A 24,020-nucleotide genomic window follows, 5' to 3' on the forward strand; every position below is an offset into this window, starting at 1 on the left:
TGCGTACCTTTGCCCGCTTTTCTTGAGCAACCCCCCCTGGAGAGCGTCATGTCTGCTGATCTCGAGCATATCCGTCAAGTCATGCGAGAGGCTGACTGCCTGTACACCGAAGCTGAAGTCGAGGCGGCCATTGCCCGTGTTGGCGCGCAAATCACGGCCGACATGGCCGAGATGAATCCAGTGGTTTTTTGTGTGATGAACGGTGGGCTGATTTTTGCCGGCAAGCTGCTCACGCATTTGAAATTTCCGCTTGAGTCGTCTTACCTGCACGCCACGCGCTACCGTAATCAGACCAGCGGCGGCGATCTGTTCTGGAAGGCCAAGCCGGAAGTGTCGTTCATGGACCGCCATGTGCTGATCATCGACGACATTCTGGATGAAGGTCACACCCTGAGCGCCATTGTGGATTTCTGCAATCACGCTGGCGCACGTCAGGTGCACACGGCGGTGTTGATCGACAAAGAACACGACCGCAAGGCAAGTGCTGGCCTCAAGGCCACTTACGAAGGCCTGCCGTGCATCGACCGCTACGTATTCGGTTATGGCATGGACTACAAAGGCTACTGGCGTAACGCCGCCGGCATTTATGCCGTTAAAGGTTTGTAAACAAGGACGTTGAAACCATGACTACCCCCAGCTTTCTCGATCAGACACTGTTTAACGAACTGGCCGAGAAGGCTGCCGGTAACCCTCGTGGTCGCCAGCACCACAACCTGCATCAGATGCAGGAGCCTTGTCATCGCATGGTGGTGGGCCTGCAACCCGCCACGTACATCCCGCCCCACTGTCACCTGAGCAGCGACAAGGCTGAAACCCTGTTGGTGCTCAGGGGCAAGCTGGGGGTGCTGATTTTTGACCGCAACGGTCAGTTGCTCGAAACGCGCGTGTTGATGGCCGGGGGCGAAAGCCTCGGCGTAGACCTGCCGCCGGGAGTATTTCATGGCCTGGTAGTGCTTGAGCCTGACAGCGTGATGTTCGAGTGCAAAGCCGGACCCTACCGGCCTGTCGGGGATGGCGAACTGGCACCTTGGGCGCCTCGCGAAGGTGAGCCTGAAGTGGCCCAGTACCAGGTCTGGATGCGCGCGCAGTTCGATTGATCCGGGCAATAATGGCTTTTCAATATTAGGTGTTGCTCCTGTCCCTGGCATAAGATTCGCGGTCTGACGATTGCAATCGGAATTGCTTGGCATGCTGGCTATCTTCCTTCAGACCCTGACCATCACTGCGCCCGTGTTTGCCATGCTGTTTGTGGGGGTAGTGCTCAAGCGTGTCGGCTGGATCAATGACAGCTTCATCCATACCGCGTCGGCTCTGGTGTTTAACGTCACCATGCCGGCGTTGTTGTTTCTGGGCATTGTGCACGCGGATCTTAATGCCGCCTTGCAGCCTAAAGTCTTGGGCTACTTCACGGTGGCGACCCTGGTGAGCTTCGCGTTGGCCTGGGGCTGGTCGATCTGGCGGTGCCCACGCGAAGACCGTGGCATCTACACGCAGGGCGCCTTTCGCGGCAATAACGCGGTGATCGGGCTGGCGCTGGCCGCCAGTATGTACGGTGCCTACGGCATCTCGTTGGGGGCTGTGCTCGCGGCGCTGGTGATCCTGCTGTACAACACGTTGTCGACCATCGTGCTGGCCGTGTACAGCCCGGTGATCAAATCCGACCCGTGGAGCATCTGCAAAAGCGTGTTTCGCAACCCGCTGATTATCAGTGTGCTGGCAGCCGTGCCGTTTGCTGCATTCAAGATAGTGTTGCCCGGCTGGTTGCAGGCATCCGGGGAATATCTGGCGGCGATGACCTTGCCGTTGGCGCTGATCTGTATCGGCGGCACGTTGTCACTCGCGGCCCTGCGCAAAAGTGGCGATCTGGCCTTCAGCGCCAGCTTGCTGAAGATGATTGGCCTGCCGCTCATCACCACGTGGGGCGCATGGTTGTACGGTTTTCGCGGGCCGGAACTGGGCACGCTGTTTCTGTATTTCGCCAGCCCGACTGCCGCGGCCAGTTTTGTCATGGCGCGCGCCGCCAATGGCAATCATGAACTCGCGGCTGCCATCATCGTGATCACCACGGTGATGGCGGCGGTCACGACCAATATCGGGATTTTTGTCTTGCAGTGGGGCGGCTGGATTTAAACGTCGTAGCTGTCGATGACTTCCTGCGCTGCCCGAAACGCATCAATGGCCGCCGGAACCCCCGCGTATACCGCGCAATGCAGCAGGGCTTCGCGGATCTCCTCTACGCTGCAGCCGTTGTTCAGCGCGCCGCGCACGTGGCCTTTGAGTTCCTGAGGGCACTTGAGCGCGGTCAGGGTGGCCAGGGTGATCAGGCTGCGGGTCTTGAGGGGCAAGCCCTCTCGGTTCCACACACCGCCCCATGCGTGCTCGTTGACGAAGTCTTGCAACGGCTGCGTGAAGTCAGTGGCGTTGCCCAGGGCGCGGTCCACAAATTCATCGCCCATCACCTGGCGGCGCATTTCAAGTCCGGTCTTTTTATTATTCAAGGGAAGACTCCTCAGTGTTGTCGACGCCATGCGCGCAGGGTACTGAACAGCACATACACCAGCAGCGCCGGCAGGATAAAAAACAGCATCAGGTGTTCGAGTTTTCCGGCCAGCGGCATGCCGGTGGTGAAGGACACGACATGCAGCCCGTAGACGAGATACAACCCCAGAAGCAACACGCCTTCTGCCCGCGTAACGCGGTAGCCGCTGTAGAAAATGGGCAGGCACAAGGCCGCGACCCCGAGCATGACTGGCAAGTCAAAGGCCAAGGCGTTCGGTGAAACGGACAGCGGCGCGGGGGACACCAGTGCGGTGATGCCCAGCACGCCCAGCAGGTTGAAGACGTTGCTGCCGATCACGTTGCCCACGGCAATTTCACGTTGCCCGCGAAAGGCGGCAATCAGCGAGGTGGCCAGCTCCGGCAGCGACGTGCACACGGCAACGATGGTCAGGCCGATGATGCGCTCCGACAGCCCGAGCTGCGTCGCGACATCAACCGCCGCGCCTAGCAATAGCCGACCGGCAAGCCCGAGCAGGAGCAGGGCGCAGAGCATCATCAGCACATTGCGCAGCCAGGAATGCTGGGGTTGGTCGTGACTGACATGATGATGGCTGCCATGGCGCGACTGGCGCAGCAACAGGCCTAGGTAGCCTGTCAGGCCGCACAGCAAGATCACGCCGTCCAGCCGGTCGAGTTCCGTGTTGAGGGCCAGGGCGAGCACCAGTGCGCTGGCAATCACCATCAGCGGGATGTCCAGGCGTACCAGCTGGCGAGAGACGCGCAACGGGATAATCAGTGCGGAAAGCCCCAGGGTGACCAGCACGTTGAAGATGTTGCTGCCGATCACGCTGCCGACGGCAATGTCCGGGGTGTCATTGAAGGCGGCTTGCAGGCTGACGGTCATTTGCGGGGCGCTGCTGCCCAGTGCGACCACGGTCAGGCCGATCAGCAGCGGGCGGACTTTGAGCGTGGCTGCCATGCTGACGGCGCAGCGCACCAGCAGTTCTGCACCGGCGACCAGCAGGCCGAGACCGCAGAGCAATTGCAGCAGGTTCCATGTCGATAACGCGTTCAAGCCCAAATCGCAGCCACTCCCTGATTAATCGCTCAAGCCCTGGATTCGGACATTGGCGGTGCCGCTGCGCAGCATACCCAACTGCCGGGCGGCCTGGCGCGAAAGATCAATCAATCGGCCACGGGTGTGAGGGCCGCGATCATTGATGCGCACCACAACCGATTTGTTATTGCTCAGATTGGTGACCAGGACGCGGCTGCCGAAGGCCAGTTGGCGATGGGCGGCGCTGAGGGCGTGCTGATCGAAAGGTTCGCCGCTGGCAGTACGTTTGCCATGGTGGCGGGCGCCGTAATAAGAGGCAACGCCGGTTTTGTCATAGCCGCGCGGGTCTATGTCGTGACTGGCACAACCCGCGAGCAGGCTCAGCAGGGCGCAGGCGCCGAGTAGCTGCTTCATGGGGGGGAATCCTCGTAAGCGTGTTAACCGGTGTAGCCGCTGACGAGGTGCCAGGCTGCGACAAGGCCGGGTGAGGCCTTCCCGATAAAGGGGGGGCTGCTTCGCAACCCCTCGCAGCCTGAGGCCTCGTCCGTGACCACAGGTATCGTGTGTAGCCGGTGCGTTAGCCTTCGAGCTTGCTCTTGAGCAGTTCGTTGACTTGTTGCGGGTTGGCTTTGCCTTTGGAGGCTTTCATGGCCTGGCCGACAAAGAAGCCGAACATTTTGCCGCGCTTGGCTTCGTCTGCCGCACGGTATTGCTCAACCTGCTCGGCGTTGGCCGCCAGCACTTCATCCAGCACTTTTTCAATCGCGCCGCTGTCGGTCACTTGCTTGAGACCGCGTTTTTCGATGACGTCGTCTGCGCTGCCTTCGCCGTTGGCCATGGCTTCAAGCACCACTTTGGCGATCTTGCCGGAGATGGTGTTGTCCTTGATGCGCTGCAACATGCCGCCCAGTTGTTCGGCCGTAACCGGCGACTGGTCGATGTCCAGGCCTTGTTTGTTGAGCAGGCTGCCCAGCTCGACCATGACCCAGTTCGCGGCCAGTTTGGCGTCACCGCTGATGCTGACCACTTTTTCGAAGTAGTCCGCTTGCTCGCGGCTGGAAGCCAAGACGCTGGCGTCATAGGCCGACAGACCGAACTGCGACTGGAAACGCTCGCGCTTTTGCGGCGGCAGTTCCGGCAGGGTGGCGCGTACGTCTTCGATGAACGAGTTTTCGATGACGACCGGCAGCAAGTCCGGGTCCGGGAAGTAACGGTAGTCGTTGGCTTCCTCTTTGCTGCGCATGGCGCGGGTTTCGTCTTTGTTCGGGTCGTACAGGCGGGTTTGCTGAACCACCTTGCCGCCGTCTTCGATCAGCTCGATCTGGCGTTGTACTTCGCTGTTGATCGCCTTTTCGATAAAGCGGAACGAGTTGACGTTCTTGATCTCGCAGCGGGTGCCGAACTCGGCCTGACCCACCGGGCGAATCGACACGTTGCAGTCGCAACGCAACGAGCCTTCGGCCATGTTGCCATCGCAGATGCCCAGGTAGCGCACCAGGGCGTGCATGGCCTTGACGTAAGCGACGGCTTCTTTGGCGCTGCGCATGTCCGGCTCGGAAACGATTTCCAGCAGCGGGGTGCCCGCGCGGTTCAGGTCGATACCGGTCGAGCCGCTGAAGTCTTCGTGCAGGCTCTTGCCGGCATCTTCTTCAAGGTGCGCACGGGTAATGCCCACCCGTTTGACCGTGCCGTCTTCCAGTGTGATGTCCAAATGACCCTTGCCGACGATCGGCAATTCCATCTGGCTGATCTGGTAGCCCTTGGGCAGGTCCGGGTAGAAATAGTTTTTACGGGCGAAGACGTTGTGCTGACCGATCTCAGCGTCCACCGCCAGGCCAAACATCACGGCCATGCGCACGGCTTCTTCGTTGAGCACCGGCAATACGCCCGGCATGCCCAGGTCAACCAGGCTGGCCTGGGTGTTCGGCTCCGAGCCAAAAGTGGTGGCGCTACCGGAGAAAATCTTCGATTGGGTGGCGAGCTGGGAGTGAATTTCCAGCCCGATCACAACTTCCCATTGCATATGTTTCTCCTCAGAAGCCGGCAGGTGAGCGCGTGTGCCAGTCAGTGTTCAACTGGTACTGGTGAGCGACGTTGAGCAGGCGACCTTCCTGGAAGTAAGGTGCCAGCAACTGCACGCCCACTGGCAAGCCGTCGACAAAACCGGCTGGCATCGACAGGCCTGGCAGGCCCGCGAGGTTGGCGGTGATGGTGTAGACGTCTTCCAGGTAGGCCGAGACCGGGTCGCTGTTTTTAGCGCCGATTTTCCAGGCCGGGTTAGGCGTGGTTGGGCCGAGGATGATGTCGACTTCATTAAAGGCAGCCATGAAGTCGTTTTTGATCAGGCGGCGGATTTTTTGCGCTTGCAGGTAGTACGCATCGTAGTAACCGGCCGAAAGCGCATAGGCGCCCACCAGAATCCGGCGCTGCACTTCAGGGCCGAAGCCTTCGGCGCGCGAGCGCTTGTACAGGTCGGTGAGGTCTTTCGGGTCTTCGCAGCGATGGCCGAAGCGCACGCCGTCAAAACGCGACAGGTTGGAAGACGCTTCTGCCGGCGCGATCACGTAGTACGCAGGGATCGCGTGCTGCATGTTGGGCAGGCTGATGGGCTTGATCACGGCGCCGAGTTTTTCGAGTTCTTTGATGCTGGTGTGCACCAGCTCCGCGATGCGCGGGTCGAGGCCCTCGCTGAAGAACTCTTTCGGTACGCCAATGCGCAGGCCTTGCAGCGAAGTGTTCAGGTTGGCGCTGAAGTCCGGCACGGGCTCATCGATGCTGGTGGAATCTTGCGGGTCGAAACCGGCCATGCCTTGCAGCAGGATGGCGCAGTCTTCAGCCGTGCGCGCCAACGGGCCGCCTTGGTCGAGGCTGGAGGCGTAGGCAATCATGCCCCAGCGCGAGACGCGACCGTAGGTCGGTTTCAGGCCGGTGAGGTTGGTCAACGCGGCGGGCTGGCGGATCGAACCGCCAGTGTCGGTGCCGGTAGCGGCTGGCAACAGGCGGGCGGCTACTGCGGCGGCCGACCCTCCGGACGAACCGCCGGGCACGTGCTCAAGGTTCCACGGGTTTTTGACGGCGCCGTAGTAGCTCGATTCGTTGGCCGAGCCCATCGCGAACTCGTCCATGTTGGTCTTGCCCAGGCTCACCGCGCCGGCAGCGGCCAGCTTGGACACTACCGTGGCGTCGTACGGGGCCTTGAAGTTGTCGAGCATCTTCGAGCCGCAGCTGGTGCGTACGCCGAGGGTGCAGAACAAGTCCTTGTGACCGATTGGCGCACCCAGCAGGGCGCCGGTTTCACCGTTGGCGCGACGTGCGTCGGCGGCCTTGGCCTGCTCCAGGGCGAGGTCTTCGGTGAGGGTAATGAAGCTGTTGAGCTGCGGGTCCAGTTGGGCGATTCGCGCCAGCAGGGTTTTGGTCAGCTCTTCAGACGAAAACTTTTTATCGGCGAGTCCGCGGGCGATCTCGGCCAGAGTCATTTGATGCATGCAGGCTCTTCCTTTTACTCGATGACCTTGGGAACCAGATAGAGGCCGTTTTCGACCGCTGGCGCGATGGACTGGTAAGCCTCGCGATGATTGGTTTCAGTCACGACGTCTGCACGCAGGCGCTGGCTGGCTTCCAGGGGGTGGGCCAGCGGCTCGATACCGGTGGTGTCGACAGCCTGCATCTGGTCAATCAGCCCCAAAATGCTGTTAAGGGCTTCGGTGGTGCGTGGCAGATCGGCATCATTCAGACCCAGGCGGGCCAAATGAGCGATTTTTTCCACGTCGGAGCGTTCAAGCGCCATGGGATTCTCCAGTGGAAAACAAGACGGATGCTATCCGTGTGTTAGATTGTCGGAACACTACCGCATTTCTACGGTCATATGGCCGCGATTGTGGGGGCTGGTGCTCGGAAAAGCGGCCAATTTAACATATTGGCGCCTTGCCCAAAATCCCTGTCGTTGTTAGAGTTTGCCGCACTTTTTTACCCACGCGTTGCCTAGGGTCCCTTTCCCATGTTCAAGAAACTGCGTGGCATGTTTTCCAGCGATCTTTCCATCGACCTGGGCACTGCCAACACCCTTATTTACGTGCGCGAGCGCGGTATTGTCCTGAATGAGCCATCGGTTGTGGCTATTCGGACACACGGTAACCAGAAAAGTGTCGTTGCCGTCGGCACCGAGGCCAAGCGCATGCTGGGCCGTACACCGGGCAACATTGCAGCCATTCGTCCGATGAAGGACGGCGTGATCGCTGACTTCAGCGTGTGCGAAAAAATGCTGCAGTACTTTATCAACAAGGTTCACGAGAACAGCTTCCTGCAGCCAAGCCCTCGGGTTCTGATTTGCGTGCCGTGCAAATCGACTCAGGTTGAGCGTCGCGCCATTCGTGAGTCGGCACTGGGTGCCGGCGCCCGTGAGGTCTTCCTGATTGAAGAACCGATGGCCGCTGCCATCGGCGCCGGCTTGCCGGTTGAGGAAGCCCGCGGCTCGATGGTTGTCGATATCGGTGGCGGTACCACTGAAATCGCGCTGATCTCCCTGAACGGTGTGGTTTACGCCGAATCCGTACGGGTTGGCGGCGACCGCTTCGACGAAGCGATCATCACCTATGTGCGCCGTAACTACGGCAGCCTGATCGGTGAATCGACCGCCGAGCGCATCAAGCAGGAAATCGGCACGGCCTATCCGGGCGGTGAAGTGCGTGAAGTAGACGTGCGCGGCCGTAACCTGGCTGAAGGCGTTCCACGTGCCTTCACGCTGAACTCCAATGAAGTGCTTGAAGCCCTGCAAGAGTCGCTGGCGACCATCGTTCAGGCGGTTAAAAGCGCGCTGGAACAGTCCCCGCCAGAGCTGGCGTCGGACATCGCCGAGCGTGGTCTGGTGCTGACCGGTGGTGGCGCATTGTTGCGTGACCTCGACAAGTTGCTGGCCCAGGAAACCGGTTTGCCGGTCATCGTTGCCGAAGACCCGCTGACCTGCGTTGCGCGTGGTGGTGGCCGTGCGCTGGAAATGATGGATAAGCACACCATGGATCTGCTCTCCAGCGAATAATATCGGTGGTTGCAGTTCGGGGGTTATCACCAAAAGGTAGCACTTTGCTGTGCTGCCTTTTGGCGTTTATCTTTTGTCAATCTTCATCCAGGCCGCTTGAAGCCGTATGAATACATTGAATCCTTGCCCCGGAGGAGCGGCTTATTAAACCGCTCTTTTCCAAAGGCCCCTCTTTGGGCGTGCGCCTGTTGGTGCTGGTCGTGCTATCGGTCGCGCTGATGGTGGTCGATGCCCGTTTCACGTTGCTCAAGCCGGTGCGCAGTCAAATGTCGCTGGTGCTGATGCAGACCTACTGGATTACCGATCTGCCGCAACGTCTGTTCCAGGGCGTCGCCAGTCAGTTTGGTAGCCGGACGGAGCTGGTCGCCGAGAACGAGAAGCTCAAGACTGAAAACCTTCTGCTGCAAGGGCGCATGCAAAAACTCGCCGCCCTGACCGAGCAAAACGTTCGCCTGCGCGAGTTGCTTAACTCCTCTGCGCTGGTCAACGAAAAGGTTGAAGTGGCCGAGCTGATCGGCATGGACCCCAACCCGTTTACTCATCGCATCATCATCAACAAGGGTGAGCGCGACGGCGTGGTGCTCGGTCAACCGGTGCTCGATGCCCGCGGGCTGATGGGGCAAGTGGTTGAGTTGATGCCCTACACCTCGCGGGTTTTGCTGCTGACCGACACCACCCACAGCATTCCGGTACAGGTCAACCGCAATGGGCTGCGTGCAATTGCCAGTGGCACGGGCAACCCCGAACGCCTGGAATTGCGCCATGTGGCCGACACGGCGGATATCAAAGAGGGCGACCTGCTGGTCAGCTCGGGTCTGGGGCAACGCTTCCCGGCGGGCTATCCGGTCGCAACGGTCAAGGAAGTGATTCACGACTCGGGCCAGCCATTCGCTATTGTGCGGGCCGTGCCGACAGCCGCTCTGAACCGCAGCCGTTACTTGCTGTTGGTCTTCAGCGACAGCCGCACCCCTGAAGAGCGCGCCAACGACGCGGCTCAAGCCCAGGAAGCCGAAAACAACGGCGAGCCGCAGCCCATTATTCCGGCGACTGTGCCCAAGCCCGTGCCTGCATCCGTGCCCGCCGTGCCCGCCGTGGCCCCGGCGCCCGCTGTCACCACGCCAGCAACGCCTGCGCCCGCCGCCGGAGCGGTCAAAAAACCTGCGCCAGTTGCAACACCCGCCGCAGCCAAGCCGCCAGCCGCTGCGCCGGCCACCACCCGGGAGAGGCAATAATGGCGGGTATCCGTTCACGTAATGGCTGGATCATCTGGCTGACGTTTGCCATTGGCGTCTTGCTCAGCGTTTCGCCAATGCCGCAGTTCATGGAAGTGTTCCGTCCGCTGTGGCTGGCGTTGTTGCTGGCTTTCTGGGCGCTGTACATGCCGCACAAGGTGGGCATGGTCACCGCGTGGTGCCTGGGCCTGGTTGAAGACGTGGTTTACGGCACGCTGCTGGGGCAGAACGCTTTGATCCTGACCCTGATCACCTTCCTCGTGCTGTCCCTGCAACAGCGCCTGCGCATGTTCCCGATGTGGCAGCAAAGCCTGGTGTTGCTGGTCATCTTTGGCCTGGCCCAGTTGGCGCAATTGTGGCTCAGCGCCTTGACCGGGAACCGTCAGCCAACCCTGGCGCTGGTGCTGCCTGCACTGGTCAGCGCCTTGTTGTGGCCTTGGGTCAGCTACGGGCTGCGCGGGCTGGTTCGACGTTTCAAAATCAATTGATGGAAGCGTGAGCCATTTCCTGGTTTGCGCACACTGACAGGGAGATGTCTCGATGACTTCGCTTTATCTGGCCTCAGGCTCACCCCGCCGACGCGAGTTACTGACTCAAATCGGCGTGCCCTTCAGCACCGTCAGTGCTGCCATCGACGAAACCCCTTTGGTCAATGAGGCCGCCACGGCGTATGTCGAGCGGCTGGCGCGCGAAAAAGCGCGTGCAGGTTATAAGCACGTCACGGCGTCGCCTCCGGGCGATGATTTTTGCGTGTTGGGCGCTGACACTGCCGTGGTGCTGGACGGACAGATTCTTGGCAAACCCGTCGACGAAGCCGATGCCTTGGCTATGCTCATGGCGTTATCTGGCCGCGAGCATGAAGTCTTGACCGCCATTGCCCTGATTGATGCAACCCGCTGCGAAACCCGTGTGGTGCGCAGCGCGGTGCGTTTCAGAAACATCAGCACACAAGAAGCTGCGCGTTACTGGGCCAGCGGCGAACCGCTGGATAAAGCCGGTGGCTACGCGATTCAGGGGCTGGGCGCGGTATTTGTGTCCGGGCTTGAGGGCAGCTATTCCGCTGTCGTGGGCTTGCCCGTGTGCGAAACCGCAGAACTGCTGGGACATTTCGGCATACCCTGTTGGCAAACCCTTTCCGTGCGCTAACTATTGCACCCATGAAACGTGGCACTACTGTGATGACGCCTGAACGAGACCCAGCCATGAGTGAAGAGATCCTGATCAACATCACGCCGATGGAATCGCGCGTGGCGGTGGTAGAAAACGGTGTTTTGCAAGAGGTGCATGTCGAGCGCACCCAGCGCCGAGGCATTGTCGGCAACATTTATAAAGGCAAGGTCGTTCGTGTTTTGCCCGGCATGCAAGCGGCATTCGTGGACATCGGCCTGGACCGTGCGGCATTCATCCATGCTTCCGAAATCTCCCTGCGTGAAGGTCAGGCGGTCGAAAGCATCAGCTCGCTGGTTCATGAAGGCCAAAGCCTGGTGGTGCAGGTCACCAAAGACCCGATCGGTTCCAAAGGCGCACGGTTGACGACCCAATTGTCGATTCCTTCGCGTTATCTGGTGTACATGCCGCGCACGGCCCATGTCGGCATCTCCCTGAAGATCGAAGACGAAGCCGAGCGGGACCGCCTCAAACAGGTGGTCAGTGATTGCGTGGCGCAGGAAGGTATCAAGGAAGCGGGCGGTTTCATCCTGCGTACAGCGGCCGAAGGCGCTGGCGCGGATGAAATCCTGATGGACATTCGCTACTTGCGTCGCCTGTGGGACCAAATCGGTGCCCAGATCAAAACCGTCGGCGCTCCGACGGTCATTTATGAAGACCTGGGCCTGGCCTTGCGTACCCTGCGCGACCTGGTCAGCCCGAAGATTGAAAAAATCCGCATCGACTCCCGCGAAACCTTCCAGAAAACCACGCAGTTCGTGGCTGAGCTGATGCCAGAAATTGCGGATCGTCTGGAGCATTACCCCGGCGAACGGCCGATCTTTGATTTGTACGGCGTTGAAAGCGAAATCCAGAAAGCCCTCGACCGCAAAGTGCCACTCAAGTCGGGCGGCTATCTGGTGGTGGACCCGGCTGAAGCCATGACCACCATTGACGTCAACACCGGCGCGTTCGTGGGGCATCGCAATCTTGAAGAAACCATCTTCAAGACCAACCTCGAAGCGGCAACGGCCATTGCGCGTCAACTGCGTCTGCGCAATCTGGGCGGCATCATCATCATCGACTTCATTGACATGGAAGACGAAGAGCATCAGCGGCAGGTGCTGCGCACGCTTGAAAAGCAACTCGAACGCGATCATGCCAAAACCAACATCATCGGCATTACCGAGTTGGGGTTGGTGCAAATGACCCGCAAGCGGACCCGCGAAAGCCTCGAACAGGTGCTCTGTGAACCCTGCGTGTGCTGCCAGGGCCGGGGCAAGTTGAAAACCCCGGAAACCATCTGCTACGAAATATTCCGTGAAATCCTGCGCGAAGCCCGTGCGTATCAGGCCGAGGGGTATCGCGTGCTGGCCAGTCAGCGCGTGGTTGACCGGTTGCTGGATGAAGAGTCGGGCAATGTGGCGGAGCTGGAAGGGTTTATCGGGCGTACGATCCGCTTTCAAGTGGAAACCATGTACTCCCAGGAACAATACGACGTGGTGCTGCTCTGAAGCTGCACGGGATGTCCGGATTTAAAAAGGGGGCTGCATTCAGCCCCTTCGATCATTACTGAAGGGGCCACCTGACATGGAGCGTCTGACACGCTTTTTTGCCGCGCTGACCCGCTGGGGATTAAGTCTTTGTGCGTTATTGCTGGTGCTGACGGCGCTCTACGTCAGCCTCGGGCGAGAACTCACGCCCCTGATTGCCGAATACCGGGCCGACGTGCAAACCAAGGCCCGCGATGCCTTGGGCATGCCGTTGACCATCGGCAGCCTCGAAGGGCGCTGGCGCGGCATGGCGCCGGTGTTGCTGGCACATGACGTGATGGTGGGCGAAGGTCGCAGCGCCTTGCGCCTGGATGAAGTGCAAGTGGTGCCTGATGTCTGGGGCAGCGTGCTGGCCCGCGAAGTACGTATCGCCCACGTGCAGCTCAATGGCTTGCAACTGAGTGCGCGCCAGGACAAGGACGGGCACTGGACCCTCGAAGGTTTGCCAGTTCAGGACGACAAGCCTCTGGACCCCGAGCAGTTACTCAATCAGCTGCAAAAGGTTGCGCGTCTCTCCGTGCTCGACAGCCAGTTGACCCTGGAACCCTATAAAGAAGCGCCGATGACCCTGACGTATGTCGGCCTGACCCTCGACGTGGGGTCTTCCGATCAACGCCTGGATGCGCGGTTGACCTTACCCGATGGCCAGCCGGTTGCGCTGAGTGTCAAAAGCCAGATTCGCGCCAGCCAGTGGCGTGACGGCGCGGCGCAAGCGTATGTCAGCCTGCCGCAAAGTAATTGGGCCAAATGGCTGCCGTCCAGCATGACCCAAGGCTGGACCCTCAAGACACTCAAGGCCGGTGGTGAGTTCTGGTTCAATTGGGGCAACGGCACGGTGCAAAGCGCCACAGCCCGACTCAACGCCCCCACGTTCACCGGTGCCTACGCCGACCGCAAGCCAGCCACTATCGACAACCTGGCCTTGCATGCCTGGCTGGAACGCGGCGAGCAGGGTTACAACCTGGTGCTGGATTCCCTGGCCATGAGCCTGGGCGATACGCGCTGGGAAACCCGCGCGCAAGTGCAGCAGTTCAAGGGCACAGACACAGCGCAGGAGCGCTGGCACCTGCAAGCCGATCATGTGAACCTGACCCCGATCACCCCCTTGCTGGACGCGCTGGCGCCGTGGCCGGAGGGCGTGGCCAAAGTGGTCGATCAACTCAAGGCGACTGGCACGCTGCGCAATGTGCTGGCTGATTTTCGCCCTCACGTGAGCGGCGATCAAAAGCTCAGTTTCGCGGCCAATCTGCAGCAAGTCGGTTTCAACGCCACCCACGGTGCACCTGCGGCGCGCAATGTCAGCGGCCTGATCAGCGGCGACCTGGGCAAGGGCGAGCTGCGGCTGGACAGCAAGGATTTCATGCTGCACCTGGACCCGATCTTCGCCAAACCCTGGCATTACCAGCAGGCCAACGCCTTGCTGACCTGGACCCTGAGCAAAGACACCTTCACCCTCATCGCGCCCTACATCAAGGTGCTGGGCGAAGAGGGCAAGATCGCTGCCGACTTCCTGATCCGCATTCATCTGGACCATTCGCAGGAAGACTACATGGACCTGCGCGTCGGGCTGACCGACGGCGACGGCCGTTTCACCCCTAAATACCTGCCTGAAGTCTTGAGCCCGGCCCTGACTGAATGGCTCAGCACTGCCATCATCAAGGGTGACGTGGAGGAGGGCTTCTTCCAGTATCAGGGCTCGTTAAGCCATGATGCGGTCGCGGCCGCGCGCACCCTCAGCCTGTTTTTCAAGGTGCATGGCGCCGAGCTGGCTTTCCAGCCGGGCTGGCCCCATGTACGGAATGTATCGGGTGACGTCTTCATCGAGGACAGCGGCGTGCGGATCATGGCCAGCAAAGGCCAGTTGCTCGACACCGAGGTGCGTGATGTCGCAGTCAATATTCCCCACGTTCCCAGCGGCAAGGTCAGCCACTTGCTGTTGCAAGGGGACTTTGCAGGCGGTTTGGGCGACGGCCTGAAAATCCTTCAAGAAGCCCCCATCGGCACCGCTGACACCTTTGCCGGTTGGCAGGGTGATGGCCCGCTCACCGGGCGGGTCGACCTGGATATACCGCTTGAGCACAGCGTCGAACCGAACATCGTGGTGGATTTCAAAACCGACAAGGCGCGGCTCAAAATCAGCGAACCGGAGCTTGAACTGACGCAGCTCAAGGGTGATTTCCGCTTTGACAGTGCCAAAGGCCTGAGCGGCAAAGGCATCACCGCCCGCGCATTCGACCGGCCGGTCAACGCGCAGATTTTTGCCGACGGCAAACCGGGCCGCATCAGTACTCGCGTGGTTGCCAATGGCCAAATCGCCGTAAAAACCCTGACCAGCTGGCTGAAGTTCAACCAGCCGATTCCTGTTTCCGGCAACCTGCCCTATCAATTGCAACTGACGCTCGACGGCGCGGACAGCCAGTTGCGTGTCAATTCCAGCCTCAAAGGCGCGGCGATTGATTTGCCCGCACCGTTTGGCCTGGCAACCAATGAAAGCCGTGACAGCGTATTCCGCATGACCCTGCAGGGGGCCGAGAAGCGGTACTGGTTTGACTACGGCAACCTGGCGAGCCTGACGTTCGCCGCGCCGGACGGCAAGCTTGAGGCAGGCCGCGGCGAGTTGTACCTCGGCGCCGGAGCGGCCTCGTTGCCCACCAGCAAGGGCTTGCGTGTTCGCGGCGTACTCTCGGAACTGGACGTTGCGCCGTGGCAGGCAGTGGTGGAGCGTTATGCGGGCAAGGATGTGGGGGGCAGCGCACAGCAATTGCTCAGCAGTGCGGATTTCAAAATTGGCAAACTGATTGCCATGGGCACCCAGCTCGACCAGGTCCGCTTGCAGATGAACCGCTACCCGGCGTCGTGGGGGATGAAAATCGACAGCAAACAGGCAGTCGGCTCGGTCACGCTGCCTGATGCGAAACATGCCCCGATTGCCATCACCATGCAGATCGTTCGTCTTCCGGCGACCGACCCTAAAGCTGTGGCTGATGAGAATGCGCCTGACCCTTTGGCATCGGTTGACCCGCGTAAAATTCCGGCGATGGACATCATCATCCGCCAGCTCTACCAAGGCCCAGACCTGATCGGCGCCTGGTCGCTCAATGTGCGGCCCACCAATCGTGGCGTGTTGCTCAACAACCTCAACCTGGGGCTCAAAGGCCTGCTGCTTGAAGGTTCGGGCGGCTGGGAGGGTTTTGCTGGCGCCAGCAACAGTTGGTACAAGGGCCGCCTGGGCGGGCGGAATCTGGCGGACGTGCTGAAAAACTGGGGCTTCGCACCGAGCGTCACCAGTGACAACTTCCGACTGGACGTTGATGGCAACTGGCCAGGTTCGCCGGCGTGGATTGGCCTCAAGCGCTTCAGCGGCACACTGGACGCGTCCTTGAACAAAGGCCAGTTTGTGGAGGTTGATGGCAGCGCGCAGGTGCTGCGCATTTTTGGGCTGCTGAACTTCAACTCCATCGGTCGACGCTTGCGCCTGGACTTCTCCGACCTGTTCGACAAAGGATTGAGTTACGACCGCGTCAAAGGTCTGCTACAAGCCAATCGCGGGGTGTACCGCGCGAACAAGCCCATCACCATGACCGGCCCTTCAAGCAACCTTGAGCTGAGCGGCACGCTGAACATGGTGACCGACCAAGTGGATGCGAATTTGCTGGTGACCTTGCCCGTGACCAATAACTTGCCGATCGCGGCTTTGCTGGTGGGCGCCCCGGCCGTCGGCGGTGCGTTGTTCCTGATCAACAAGTTGATCGGTGATCAGGTGTCGCGCTTTGCGAGTGTGCAATACAGCATCAAAGGGCCATGGCAGGATCCGAAGATCACCTTCGACAAGCCATTCGAGAAGAAGTAAGCGCGACCGAGGAGCAGGGCATGTCGTTAGCAGTGATTCAAATGGTCAGTCAAAGCGATGTGCTGGCCAACTTGGCTCAAGCCCGGCGTTTACTTGAAGACGCGGCAGCCGGTGGCGCACAACTGGTCGTGCTGCCGGAGAACTTCGCGGCCATGGGGCGCCGGGACATGGCCGCCGTGGGGCGGGCCGAGGCGTTGGGCGAAGGTCCAATCCTGCCCTGGTTGAAACAGACCGCTTGCGACCTCAAGTTATGGGTGGTGGCGGGCACGTTGCCATTGCCGCCTGCCGGTCAGCCCGATGCCAAATCCCGTGCCTGTTCGCTGTTGATCAACGCAGACGGTGAACAGGTGGCGCGCTACGACAAGCTGCACTTGTTTGACGTAGACGTGTCTGACAATCGTGGCCGGTACCGTGAGTCTGACGACTATGCTCAAGGTGAGCAGGTTGTCGTGGCAGACACGCCGGTCGGCAAGTTGGGGATGACGGTATGTTATGACCTGCGCTTCCCCGAGCTGTACAGCGAGCTGCGTGCAGCCGGTGCCGAACTGATCAGCGCGCCGTCGGCTTTTACCGCTGTGACCGGGGCGGCGCATTGGGACATCCTGATCCGTGCCCGGGCCATTGAAACTCAATGTTACGTGTTGGCGGCGGCACAAGGTGGCGTACATCCGGGGCCACGTGAGACTTTCGGCCACGCGGCCATCATTGACCCCTGGGGCCGAGTGCTGGCTGAGCAGGCGCAAGGTGAGGGGGTATTGATCGCCCCACGCGATGCAGCAGAACAAGCGGCCATCAGGGCACGCATGCCGGTGGTCAGCCACCGACGATTTTTTTCGCAGGGCGCACAGCGACCTGCCACGCAAGGCTAATTCAGGCCCATGGGTTCGGCACTCAAAGATGCTGAAGCACGGGCCAAGACGGAGTGAATATGAGCGAGTTGTTGACCTCAGTCAGCGAACACCTGTTGGCACCGGGCGGTGTCACCCTTGAGAGCCTGCAGACCGTGCTGGGTGACCTGGCCGGGCCGGGGATCGATGCGGCGGATTTGTACTTTCAGGGCCAGATTTCCGAATCCTGGGCACTGGAAGACGGCATCGTAAAAGAAGGCAGCTTCAATTTGGATCAAGGCGTAGGTGTACGCGCCCAGTCTGGCGAGAAAACCGGATTTGCCTACAGCAACGCCATCACCCTTGAGGCATTGGGGCTGGTCGCCCGTGCAGCGCGCTCGATCTCTCGGGCCGGTCAGCACGGCACCGTTCAAGCCTTCACCACGCAGGATGTAGCGCAGTTGTATGCGCCGGACAACCCGCTGGAAGTCATCAGCCGTGCGCAAAAGGTCGAACTGCTCAAGCGCGTCGACGCCGCCACCCGCGCCCTCGACCCGCGCATTCAACAAGTCACCGTGAGCATGGCCGGGGTATGGGAACGTATTCTGGTGGCTTCCACCGACGGCGGCCTGGCGGCCGATGTGCGGCCGTTGGTGCGTTTCAACGTGAGTGTCATCGTTGAGCAAAACGGCCGTCGTGAGCGGGGCGGACATGGCGGCGGCGGGCGTACGGATTACCGTTATTTCCTGACTGACGACCGCGCCATGGGCTATGCCCGCGAAGCCTTGCGTCAGGCGCTGGTCAACCTCGAAGCCGTACCGGCACCGGCCGGTACCCTGCCTGTCGTACTGGGTTCCGGTTGGTCGGGCGTGTTGTTGCACGAAGCCGTGGGCCATGGTCTGGAGGGGGATTTCAATCGCAAGGGCAGTTCAGCCTACAGCGGCCGCATGGGCGAGCGTGTGGCTTCGAGCTTGTGCACCATCGTCGATGACGGCACCTTGCCAGGGCGTCGCGGCTCGTTGAGCGTGGACGACGAAGGCACCCCGACCGAGTGCACGACGTTGATCGAAAACGGCGTACTCAAGGGTTACATGCAAGACAAACTGAATGCACGCTTGATGGGCGTGGCCCGCACCGGTAACGGTCGTCGCGAATCCTATGCACATTTACCCATGCCACGCATGACCAACACCTACATGTTGGGCGGCGAAAGCGATCCGGCTGAAATCATTGCCTCGGTGAAAAAGGGCATCTACTGCGCCAATCTGGGCGGTGGTCAGGTTGACATCACCAGCGGCAAGTTCGTGTTTTCTACCAGCGAAGCGTATTTGATCGAAGACGGCAAAATCACCCGTCCGGTCAAGGGCGCGACCCTGATTGGCAACGGACCCGAAGCGATGAGCAAAGTGTCGATGGTCGGTAATGACCTGTCGCTGGACAGCGGCGTGGGGACATGTGGCAAGGACGGGCAGTCGGTGCCGGTGGGCGTCGGTCAGCCAACCTTGAAGATTGATGCAATTACAGTCGGAGGTACGGGCAGTTGACGGGCTGCGGGCGGGTTGCAGGGCAACCCGCCCGCGTACGGGACTTAACGCAAGCCGCGTTGAGTCTCGTCCAACCCACGAATGTACTTGAACAATTTGCGGCTGGAAGCCGGGGCCTTGTTATGAGCCAGTTCGTGTTTGGCCTGACGCACGATCGAACGCAATTGCTGACGATCGGCTTCGGGGAACTCGATGACAAATTTTTCCAGTACATCGTCATCGCCTTCGATCAGGCGATCACGCCAGCGCTCGAGGCCGTGGAAACGTTCGTTGTATTGGCGCGAAGAGGCATCCACTTGATCGAGCATCGCCAGAATTTCGTCGATCGGTTGATCGCGCATCAGCTTGCCGATGAACTGGATGTGCCGCTTACGGGCAATATGAGCCGTATGTTTTGAAGCATCTACCAGTGCCCGGCGCAAAGCGTCGGTCAAAGGCATTTTGTTCAGCAAGTCAGGCTTGAGCGTCGTCAGACGTTCGCCCAGATCAACCAGAGCATGAAGCTCGCGTTTGACCTGTGATTTGCTTTTTTCGCCGTCGAAGGCGTCGTCGTAAGAATCAACCATGGTGGCAGTCCGCAAAGAAACGCCGCCATGATAACCAGTCGGGGGCCGCTTGTCCGGCCCGGTCGCTCGGCGGCCCTTCCGAAAACAGAATTTGAGTGGAGAAAACCATGAGTGCAGTAGAAAGCGTCGGCCCGCAGGCCTTGCCGGCACTGCAAGAGCAGGTCGAGCACATTATTGCCGAAGCCAAGCGTCAGGGCGCCAGTGCCTGCGAAGTGGCCGTGTCGCTGGAGCAGGGCTTGTCGACTTCGGTACGTCAGCGTGAGGTTGAGACCGTTGAGTTCAATCGCGATCAGGGCTTCGGTATCACCCTTTACGTGGGGCAACGCAAAGGTTCGGCGAGCACTTCGGCCACCGGTCCTGATGCGATTCGCGAAACGGTTGCTGCTGCGCTGGCGATTGCCAGCCATACGTCCGAGGACGAAAGTTCCGGCTTGGCCGACCCGCAGTTAATGGCCCGGGACCTGAAGGATTTCGATCTGTTCCACACGTGGGACATCACCCCCGAGCAAGCCATCGAAAAGGCACTGGCTTGCGAAGCGGCTGCTTTTGACGCCGACAGCCGCATTAAAAACGCCGACGGCACTACACTCAGCACCCATCAAGGCTGCCGCGTGTATGGCAACAGCAACGGGTTTATTGGAGGCTCGGCCTCTACACGCCATAGCCTGAGCTGCGTGATGATCGCCGAAGGCGACGGCCAGATGCAGCGCGATTACTGGTATGACGTGAACTGTCAGGGTGAGTTGCTGGCCGACGCTGCCGTCATCGGCCGACGGGCCGCGGAGCGCGCAGCTCGTCGTCTGGGCTCGCGCCCGGTGCCGACCTGCGAAGTGCCGGTGCTGTTTAGCGCCGAGCTGGCCGGAGGGCTGTTCGGCAGCTTTTTGGGCGCCATTTCGGGCGGCAACCTGTACCGCAAATCGTCGTTCCTGCTCGATGCCATGGGCCAGCAGATTTTCCCTGAATGGCTGACCCTGGACGAACGTCCGCACTTGATGCGTGCCATGGGCAGTTCGTCTTTCGACAACGATGGCCTGGCCACTTACGCCAAACCGTTCATCAAGGACGGCGAACTGGTGTCCTACATCCTCAGCACGTATTCCGGCCGCAAATTGGGCATGCCCAGCACGGCGAACGCGGGCGGCGTGCACAACCTGTTCGTGACCCATGGCGATGAAGACCAGGCTGCCTTGATTCGCCGCATGGGCCGCGGGTTGTTTGTGACGGAATTGATGGGCAGCGGCCTGAACATGGTCACAGGCGACTACTCACGGGGCGCGGCGGGTTTCTGGGTCGAAAACGGCGAAATCCAGTTCCCGGTGCAAGAGGTGACCATTGCCGGCAACATGCGCGATATGTTCAAACAGATCGTTGCCGTGGGCAATGACCTTGAGCTGCGCAGCAATATTCGCACCGGTTCTGTGTTGATTGAGCGGATGAAAATCGGCGGCAGCTGATTTCTCAACTGTTTTAAAAAGGCGTATCACGGTTCAAGTGATGCGCCTTTTTTTATGCAGGTGAGCCATTGCGTCAGTCACTAGGCCATCCCGCCGGCATACGTCCGCAGAGCGCATTTCCCTTATAGTGTGCTCCTAACTTGGCGAAGTGCATCAAGGGGCCACAGCTATAAAAATCGGATGTTAGTTCAGTATCAATTTTGCAAACCGGTAACATCAACGGGACGGGGAAAAAGACGAGCCACAGGCTTATCCGGCACCATTTGTGCCCCTCTCGTGGTTCGCGAGCCTGTTCAACCTGGCGAGGATCGTTTTTTGGCACAATGACCGAAGCGCCTATGCATCCGGTCAATACACTTGTCATTGCAATGCATGCAATAAATCGCTTCATGTTCAATGGCTTACTTCAATTGGTTCAATGTCGTTTTCAGCGTTCTGATCGTGACCCAATGCCCTTGGAATCAGGTTCTTGGGCAAGATGAAGGCTTGGCGTTATTCGAGCAGCTCCCTCTTCTAATCATCCGAAAAGCAATCATTGATGCGTCGCTTATCAGGAAGTGAGAAGGGTGGTTTACGCCAAGAGTTAGCAGGTTTGAGTCGGGTTGTTTGACCTGCGAGAACATGAGCTTATCCTTAAGCAAATATGAAGTTTAAATAAAATATCCTGCGTATCCGATAGGGCGTAGAGCCTGTTTGTTGGCGCAACTTAACATGTATTTGCATCTAAGTAAGTGGGTTTATTATTTAAAGAGAAATATCCACAAAGTGCGCAAGAAGTTGCGCACTACTATTCAGGGATTCAACTGACTCATTGCAGTCCGGTTTTTCGTGTTTAACCTGTGCTCGCGTTTTTGAACCTCATGGGGCCGAGTTTTGCGTGCAAACTGAGCGCCTGCGCTTCCCCGCCTTGAAAGCGTGACGGACGTTTTTGTCCGGGAGGTACCTCCTTTCGCAGGCTTGTTTTGATAATCAATATCGCTTAATAATGAATCTCATTATCGAGCGAGCCTGGATCATGAGTTCTGTGTTGCACGAAAGCCCTTATCAGGAAAGCTGGCGCTGGATGAGTCGCCAGATCCGCTGCGGGCTGGCGCCCGATGAGCCGCGCCTGATTGAGCATTATCTGGCCGAAGGCCGTTACCTGGCCTGTTGCACGTCAACGTCGTCCTGGACGATTGCCCTCACGTCGTTCCGGCTTTTGCTGGACACCGCCACCGATACGGCGCTGCCTTGGCACTGGCGCAGTATGTGCCTTGACCATGCGTGGCGACCGCTGCGTGACCTCGAAACCCAAGCCTTGTGCGGATGTCGACTCAAACGCTGGCAACGCTGTGCCTGGCAATTGGCGACCTGTGAACTTGAACCGTCCATTTCTTTAATCGAACTGATGCAAGGATTTCACGATGAGTAATACCCGTATCGAACGCGATAGCATGGGCGAACTGCACGTGCCTGAGGCCGCGTTGTATGGCGCGCAGACCCAGCGTGCGGTGGATAACTTTCCCGTCAGTCATCAGCGCATGCCGGCGCAATTCATTCGCGCATTGATTCTGGCCAAAGCGGCAGCCGCCAAAGCCAACGTGGCGTTGGGGCAAATCTCGGACGCTCAGGGCAATGCCATTGTCGAAGCGACGCAGATCCTGCTGGCAGGCGATTTCATGGAGCACTTCCCGGTGGACATCTTCCAGACCGGTTCAGGCACCAGTTCCAACATGAACGCCAACGAAGTGATCGCCACCCTGGCCACCCGCGTGCTGGGCGAAACAATCAACCCGAACGATCACGTCAACTGCGGCCAAAGCAGCAACGACATCATCCCGACCTGCATTCACGTCAGCGCCGCCTTGGGCTTGCATGAGCGTCTTTTGCCAGCGCTGACGCATCTGGTGGAGACCATTGAACGCAAGGCTTTACAGGTCCACAGCCATGTCAAAACCGGACGCACCCACTTGATGGACGCGATGCCGGTGCGCATGAGTCAGGTGCTCAACGGCTGGGCGCAGCAGCTCAAGGCCAATATCGGGCATTTGCAGGACCTGCAACCTGCGCTGCAATCCCTGGCGCAGGGCGGCACGGCAGTCGGTACCGGGATCAACGCGCACCCGCAATTTGCCGCGCTGTTCAGTCAGCAACTGAGTGCCTTGACGCACGTGCAGTTCACGCCGGGTGAAGACCTGTTTGCCCTGATCGGCTCGCAGGACACTGCCGTCTCGGTATCGGGCCAGCTCAAGGCCACAGCCGTATCGCTGATGAAAATCGCCAACGACCTGCGCTGGATGAACTCCGGGCCGCTGGCGGGTTTGGGTGAAATTGAGCTGGAGGCGTTGCAGCCGGGTTCTTCGATCATGCCGGGCAAGGTCAATCCGGTGATCCCGGAAGCCACTGCCATGGTCGCTGCGCAAGTCATCGGCAATGACTCGGTGATTACGGTCGCGGGCCAGTCCGGCAACTTTGAGCTGAACGTGATGCTGCCGGTCATTGCCCAGAACCTGCTCAGTAGCATCGAGCTGTTGGCCAATGTCAGCCGTTTGCTGGCCGACAAGGCAATCGCCACGTTCAAGGTCAACGAAGCCAAGCTCAAGGAAGCGTTGTCGCGTAACCCCATTCTGGTGACGGCCCTGAACCCGATCATTGGCTATCAACAGGCCGCTGAAATCGCCAAGACCGCCTACAAACAAGGGCGCCCGGTGATTGACGTGGCGCTTGAGTTCACCGACCTGCCACGCAGCCAGCTTGAGGTTCTGCTGGACCCCGAGAAGCTGACCGCAGGCGGCGTCTAACCCCCCGACACTGCTTTGGAGGTGCACATGGAACACTGGAAACGCACGATCGAAAGAGCCAATCGCTGTTTCGCTGAAGGCGAGCTGGTGGATGCGCGCGAGCACTACTTGCAAGCGCTGGCGCTGGCTCAAGTGTTGTTTGAGCGCTGGAGTGATGCTGACGAAGCAGTGGCGGCCTGCGTGATTTCGCATCACAACCTGGCGGACGTGCATTTACGCCTTAATCAGCCGGAAGAGAGCGTTGAGTACTTATGCTCGATTCATCAGCGGTTGCTGCAAACCGTCCAGAACCCGCGACTCAAGCCTGAGCTGCGAGAAGCCGCGCTGCGTCAGAGCAGTAAAACCTATGTCGAGTTATTGAATTTCATCAGTGAGCATGGCGAGTACCCGCGCTCAGACCTGTTGCTCAAGCGCAACGTTACTCAATCCAGCCACGCATTCTCAACGGTCAGCGGCCAACCTTCAGGAGTCCATTGA

The 24,020-nt window shown here is 59.6% G+C and carries 22 protein-coding genes; 15 read left to right on the forward strand and 7 right to left on the reverse strand.

The window, feature by feature from the left end; translation table 11 throughout:
• The first annotated feature begins 48 nt into the window (after positions 1-48).
• The 3 genes from TU74_RS05835 to TU74_RS05845 all read left to right on the forward strand — a co-directional run bounded on the left by TU74_RS05835 (position 49) and on the right by TU74_RS05845 (position 2,130).
• Complete coding sequence (locus tag TU74_RS05835) at positions 49-606, forward strand: hypoxanthine-guanine phosphoribosyltransferase (protein ID WP_047273340.1); 558 nt, start codon at positions 49-51, stop codon at positions 604-606.
• Between the two features lie 17 nt (positions 607-623).
• Entirely contained in the window at positions 624-1,097 is a 474-nt protein-coding gene (locus TU74_RS05840; RefSeq protein ID WP_048375559.1) for a WbuC family cupin fold metalloprotein, read from the forward strand.
• A 91-nt stretch (positions 1,098-1,188) separates the two neighbouring features.
• Complete coding sequence (locus tag TU74_RS05845) at positions 1,189-2,130, forward strand: AEC family transporter (RefSeq protein ID WP_047273342.1); 942 nt, start codon at positions 1,189-1,191, stop codon at positions 2,128-2,130.
• Here the strand turns inward: TU74_RS05845 and TU74_RS05850 are convergent.
• The 6 genes from TU74_RS05850 to gatC all read right to left on the reverse strand — a co-directional run bounded on the left by TU74_RS05850 (position 2,127) and on the right by gatC (position 7,343).
• Positions 2,127-2,471 (reverse strand): carboxymuconolactone decarboxylase family protein, encoded by a 345-nt coding sequence (locus TU74_RS05850; protein WP_047280034.1) that lies wholly within the window; start codon positions 2,469-2,471, stop codon positions 2,127-2,129. The two genes, TU74_RS05845 and TU74_RS05850, sit on opposite strands and share 4 nt — an antisense overlap.
• A 38-nt stretch (positions 2,472-2,509) precedes the next feature.
• Entirely contained in the window at positions 2,510-3,550 is a 1,041-nt protein-coding gene (locus TU74_RS05855) for a calcium/sodium antiporter (protein WP_047273458.1), read from the reverse strand.
• 48 nt (positions 3,551-3,598) lie between these two features.
• Complete coding sequence (locus tag TU74_RS05860; RefSeq protein ID WP_047273344.1) at positions 3,599-3,970, reverse strand: septal ring lytic transglycosylase RlpA family protein; 372 nt, start codon at positions 3,968-3,970, stop codon at positions 3,599-3,601.
• 163 nt (positions 3,971-4,133) lie between these two features.
• A complete protein-coding gene (gene gatB / locus TU74_RS05865; RefSeq protein ID WP_048375562.1) occupies positions 4,134-5,579 on the reverse strand; it encodes an Asp-tRNA(Asn)/Glu-tRNA(Gln) amidotransferase subunit GatB in 1,446 nt (481 codons plus the stop codon).
• Positions 5,580-5,589: 10 nt separating this feature from the next.
• Entirely contained in the window at positions 5,590-7,041 is a 1,452-nt protein-coding gene (gene gatA / locus TU74_RS05870) for an Asp-tRNA(Asn)/Glu-tRNA(Gln) amidotransferase subunit GatA (protein WP_047273346.1), read from the reverse strand.
• Between the two features lie 14 nt (positions 7,042-7,055).
• Positions 7,056-7,343 (reverse strand): Asp-tRNA(Asn)/Glu-tRNA(Gln) amidotransferase subunit GatC, encoded by a 288-nt coding sequence (gene gatC, locus TU74_RS05875; RefSeq protein ID WP_047273347.1) that lies wholly within the window; start codon positions 7,341-7,343, stop codon positions 7,056-7,058.
• 210 nt (positions 7,344-7,553) lie between these two features.
• Here gatC and mreB point away from each other — a divergent pair, with 210 nt between their 5' ends.
• The 8 genes from mreB (at position 7,554) to tldD (ending at position 18,743) form a co-directional block, all read left to right on the forward strand.
• Complete coding sequence (gene mreB / locus TU74_RS05880) at positions 7,554-8,591, forward strand: rod shape-determining protein MreB (RefSeq protein WP_002555108.1); 1,038 nt, start codon at positions 7,554-7,556, stop codon at positions 8,589-8,591.
• Between the two features lie 143 nt (positions 8,592-8,734).
• Positions 8,735-9,823, forward strand: a complete 1,089-nt coding sequence (mreC, locus tag TU74_RS05885) for a rod shape-determining protein MreC (RefSeq protein WP_082149831.1) — start codon at positions 8,735-8,737, stop codon at positions 9,821-9,823.
• Positions 9,823-10,311, forward strand: coding sequence for a rod shape-determining protein MreD (mreD, locus tag TU74_RS05890; RefSeq protein WP_047273349.1), 489 nt, complete (start codon positions 9,823-9,825; stop codon positions 10,309-10,311). The genes mreC and mreD overlap by 1 nt, the downstream gene beginning before the upstream one ends.
• 52 nt (positions 10,312-10,363) lie before the next feature.
• Positions 10,364-10,969: a Maf family protein gene (locus TU74_RS05895; RefSeq protein ID WP_047273350.1), complete on the forward strand. Its 606-nt coding sequence runs from the start codon at positions 10,364-10,366 to the stop codon at positions 10,967-10,969.
• 56 nt (positions 10,970-11,025) lie between these two features.
• Positions 11,026-12,483, forward strand: coding sequence for a ribonuclease G (gene rng, locus TU74_RS05900; RefSeq protein ID WP_047273351.1), 1,458 nt, complete (start codon positions 11,026-11,028; stop codon positions 12,481-12,483).
• A 76-nt stretch (positions 12,484-12,559) separates the two neighbouring features.
• Complete coding sequence (locus TU74_RS05905; RefSeq protein WP_048375566.1) at positions 12,560-16,372, forward strand: YhdP family protein; 3,813 nt, start codon at positions 12,560-12,562, stop codon at positions 16,370-16,372.
• A 20-nt stretch (positions 16,373-16,392) separates the two neighbouring features.
• On the forward strand, positions 16,393-17,241 hold the full coding sequence (locus tag TU74_RS05910) for a carbon-nitrogen hydrolase family protein (RefSeq protein WP_047282076.1): 849 nt from the start codon (positions 16,393-16,395) through the stop codon (positions 17,239-17,241).
• Positions 17,242-17,300: 59 nt separating this feature from the next.
• On the forward strand, positions 17,301-18,743 hold the full coding sequence (tldD, locus tag TU74_RS05915) for a metalloprotease TldD (RefSeq protein ID WP_048375568.1): 1,443 nt from the start codon (positions 17,301-17,303) through the stop codon (positions 18,741-18,743).
• 44 nt (positions 18,744-18,787) lie between these two features.
• Here the strand turns inward: tldD and yjgA are convergent, their stop codons facing one another.
• On the reverse strand, positions 18,788-19,309 hold the full coding sequence (yjgA, locus tag TU74_RS05920) for a ribosome biogenesis factor YjgA (RefSeq protein WP_047273355.1): 522 nt from the start codon (positions 19,307-19,309) through the stop codon (positions 18,788-18,790).
• Between the two features lie 107 nt (positions 19,310-19,416).
• On the opposite strand from yjgA, the gene pmbA reads away from it, so the two are divergent.
• From pmbA to TU74_RS05940, 4 genes are all read left to right on the forward strand, one after another.
• On the forward strand, positions 19,417-20,763 hold the full coding sequence (gene pmbA, locus TU74_RS05925) for a metalloprotease PmbA (protein WP_047275412.1): 1,347 nt from the start codon (positions 19,417-19,419) through the stop codon (positions 20,761-20,763).
• 1,015 nt (positions 20,764-21,778) lie between these two features.
• Positions 21,779-22,174 (forward strand): hypothetical protein, encoded by a 396-nt coding sequence (locus tag TU74_RS05930; RefSeq protein WP_047273459.1) that lies wholly within the window; start codon positions 21,779-21,781, stop codon positions 22,172-22,174.
• On the forward strand, positions 22,167-23,543 hold the full coding sequence (locus tag TU74_RS05935; RefSeq protein ID WP_047282077.1) for a class II fumarate hydratase: 1,377 nt from the start codon (positions 22,167-22,169) through the stop codon (positions 23,541-23,543). The genes TU74_RS05930 and TU74_RS05935 overlap by 8 nt, the downstream gene beginning before the upstream one ends.
• 27 nt (positions 23,544-23,570) lie before the next feature.
• Positions 23,571-24,020, forward strand: a complete 450-nt coding sequence (locus tag TU74_RS05940) for a hypothetical protein (protein WP_047273358.1) — start codon at positions 23,571-23,573, stop codon at positions 24,018-24,020.

It is taken from the genome of Pseudomonas lundensis (genome assembly GCF_001042985.1).
GTDB classification, from domain to species: Bacteria; Pseudomonadota; Gammaproteobacteria; order Pseudomonadales; family Pseudomonadaceae; genus Aquipseudomonas; species Aquipseudomonas lundensis.

Coding starts and splice junctions, on each gene's coding strand:
- TU74_RS05845 (WP_047273342.1), top strand. CDS start 1,189: ATGCTGGCTATCTTCCTTCAGACCCTGACCATCACTGCGCCCGTGTTT.
- TU74_RS05930 (WP_047273459.1), top strand. CDS start 21,779: ATGAGTTCTGTGTTGCACGAAAGCCCTTATCAGGAAAGCTGGCGCTGG.
- gatA (WP_047273346.1), bottom strand. CDS start 7,041: ATGCATCAAATGACTCTGGCCGAGATCGCCCGCGGACTCGCCGATAAA.
- rng (WP_047273351.1), top strand. CDS start 11,026: ATGAGTGAAGAGATCCTGATCAACATCACGCCGATGGAATCGCGCGTG.
- TU74_RS05935 (WP_047282077.1), top strand. CDS start 22,167: ATGAGTAATACCCGTATCGAACGCGATAGCATGGGCGAACTGCACGTG.
- TU74_RS05840 (WP_048375559.1), top strand. CDS start 624: ATGACTACCCCCAGCTTTCTCGATCAGACACTGTTTAACGAACTGGCC.
- gatC (WP_047273347.1), bottom strand. CDS start 7,343: ATGGCGCTTGAACGCTCCGACGTGGAAAAAATCGCTCATTTGGCCCGC.
- TU74_RS05940 (WP_047273358.1), top strand. CDS start 23,571: ATGGAACACTGGAAACGCACGATCGAAAGAGCCAATCGCTGTTTCGCT.
- mreB (WP_002555108.1), top strand. CDS start 7,554: ATGTTCAAGAAACTGCGTGGCATGTTTTCCAGCGATCTTTCCATCGAC.
- mreD (WP_047273349.1), top strand. CDS start 9,823: ATGGCGGGTATCCGTTCACGTAATGGCTGGATCATCTGGCTGACGTTT.
- TU74_RS05835 (WP_047273340.1), top strand. CDS start 49: ATGTCTGCTGATCTCGAGCATATCCGTCAAGTCATGCGAGAGGCTGAC.
- TU74_RS05850 (WP_047280034.1), bottom strand. CDS start 2,471: ATGCGCCGCCAGGTGATGGGCGATGAATTTGTGGACCGCGCCCTGGGC.
- yjgA (WP_047273355.1), bottom strand. CDS start 19,309: ATGGTTGATTCTTACGACGACGCCTTCGACGGCGAAAAAAGCAAATCA.
- tldD (WP_048375568.1), top strand. CDS start 17,301: ATGAGCGAGTTGTTGACCTCAGTCAGCGAACACCTGTTGGCACCGGGC.
- TU74_RS05910 (WP_047282076.1), top strand. CDS start 16,393: ATGTCGTTAGCAGTGATTCAAATGGTCAGTCAAAGCGATGTGCTGGCC.
- TU74_RS05905 (WP_048375566.1), top strand. CDS start 12,560: ATGGAGCGTCTGACACGCTTTTTTGCCGCGCTGACCCGCTGGGGATTA.
- gatB (WP_048375562.1), bottom strand. CDS start 5,579: ATGCAATGGGAAGTTGTGATCGGGCTGGAAATTCACTCCCAGCTCGCC.
- TU74_RS05860 (WP_047273344.1), bottom strand. CDS start 3,970: ATGAAGCAGCTACTCGGCGCCTGCGCCCTGCTGAGCCTGCTCGCGGGT.
- pmbA (WP_047275412.1), top strand. CDS start 19,417: ATGAGTGCAGTAGAAAGCGTCGGCCCGCAGGCCTTGCCGGCACTGCAA.
- TU74_RS05895 (WP_047273350.1), top strand. CDS start 10,364: ATGACTTCGCTTTATCTGGCCTCAGGCTCACCCCGCCGACGCGAGTTA.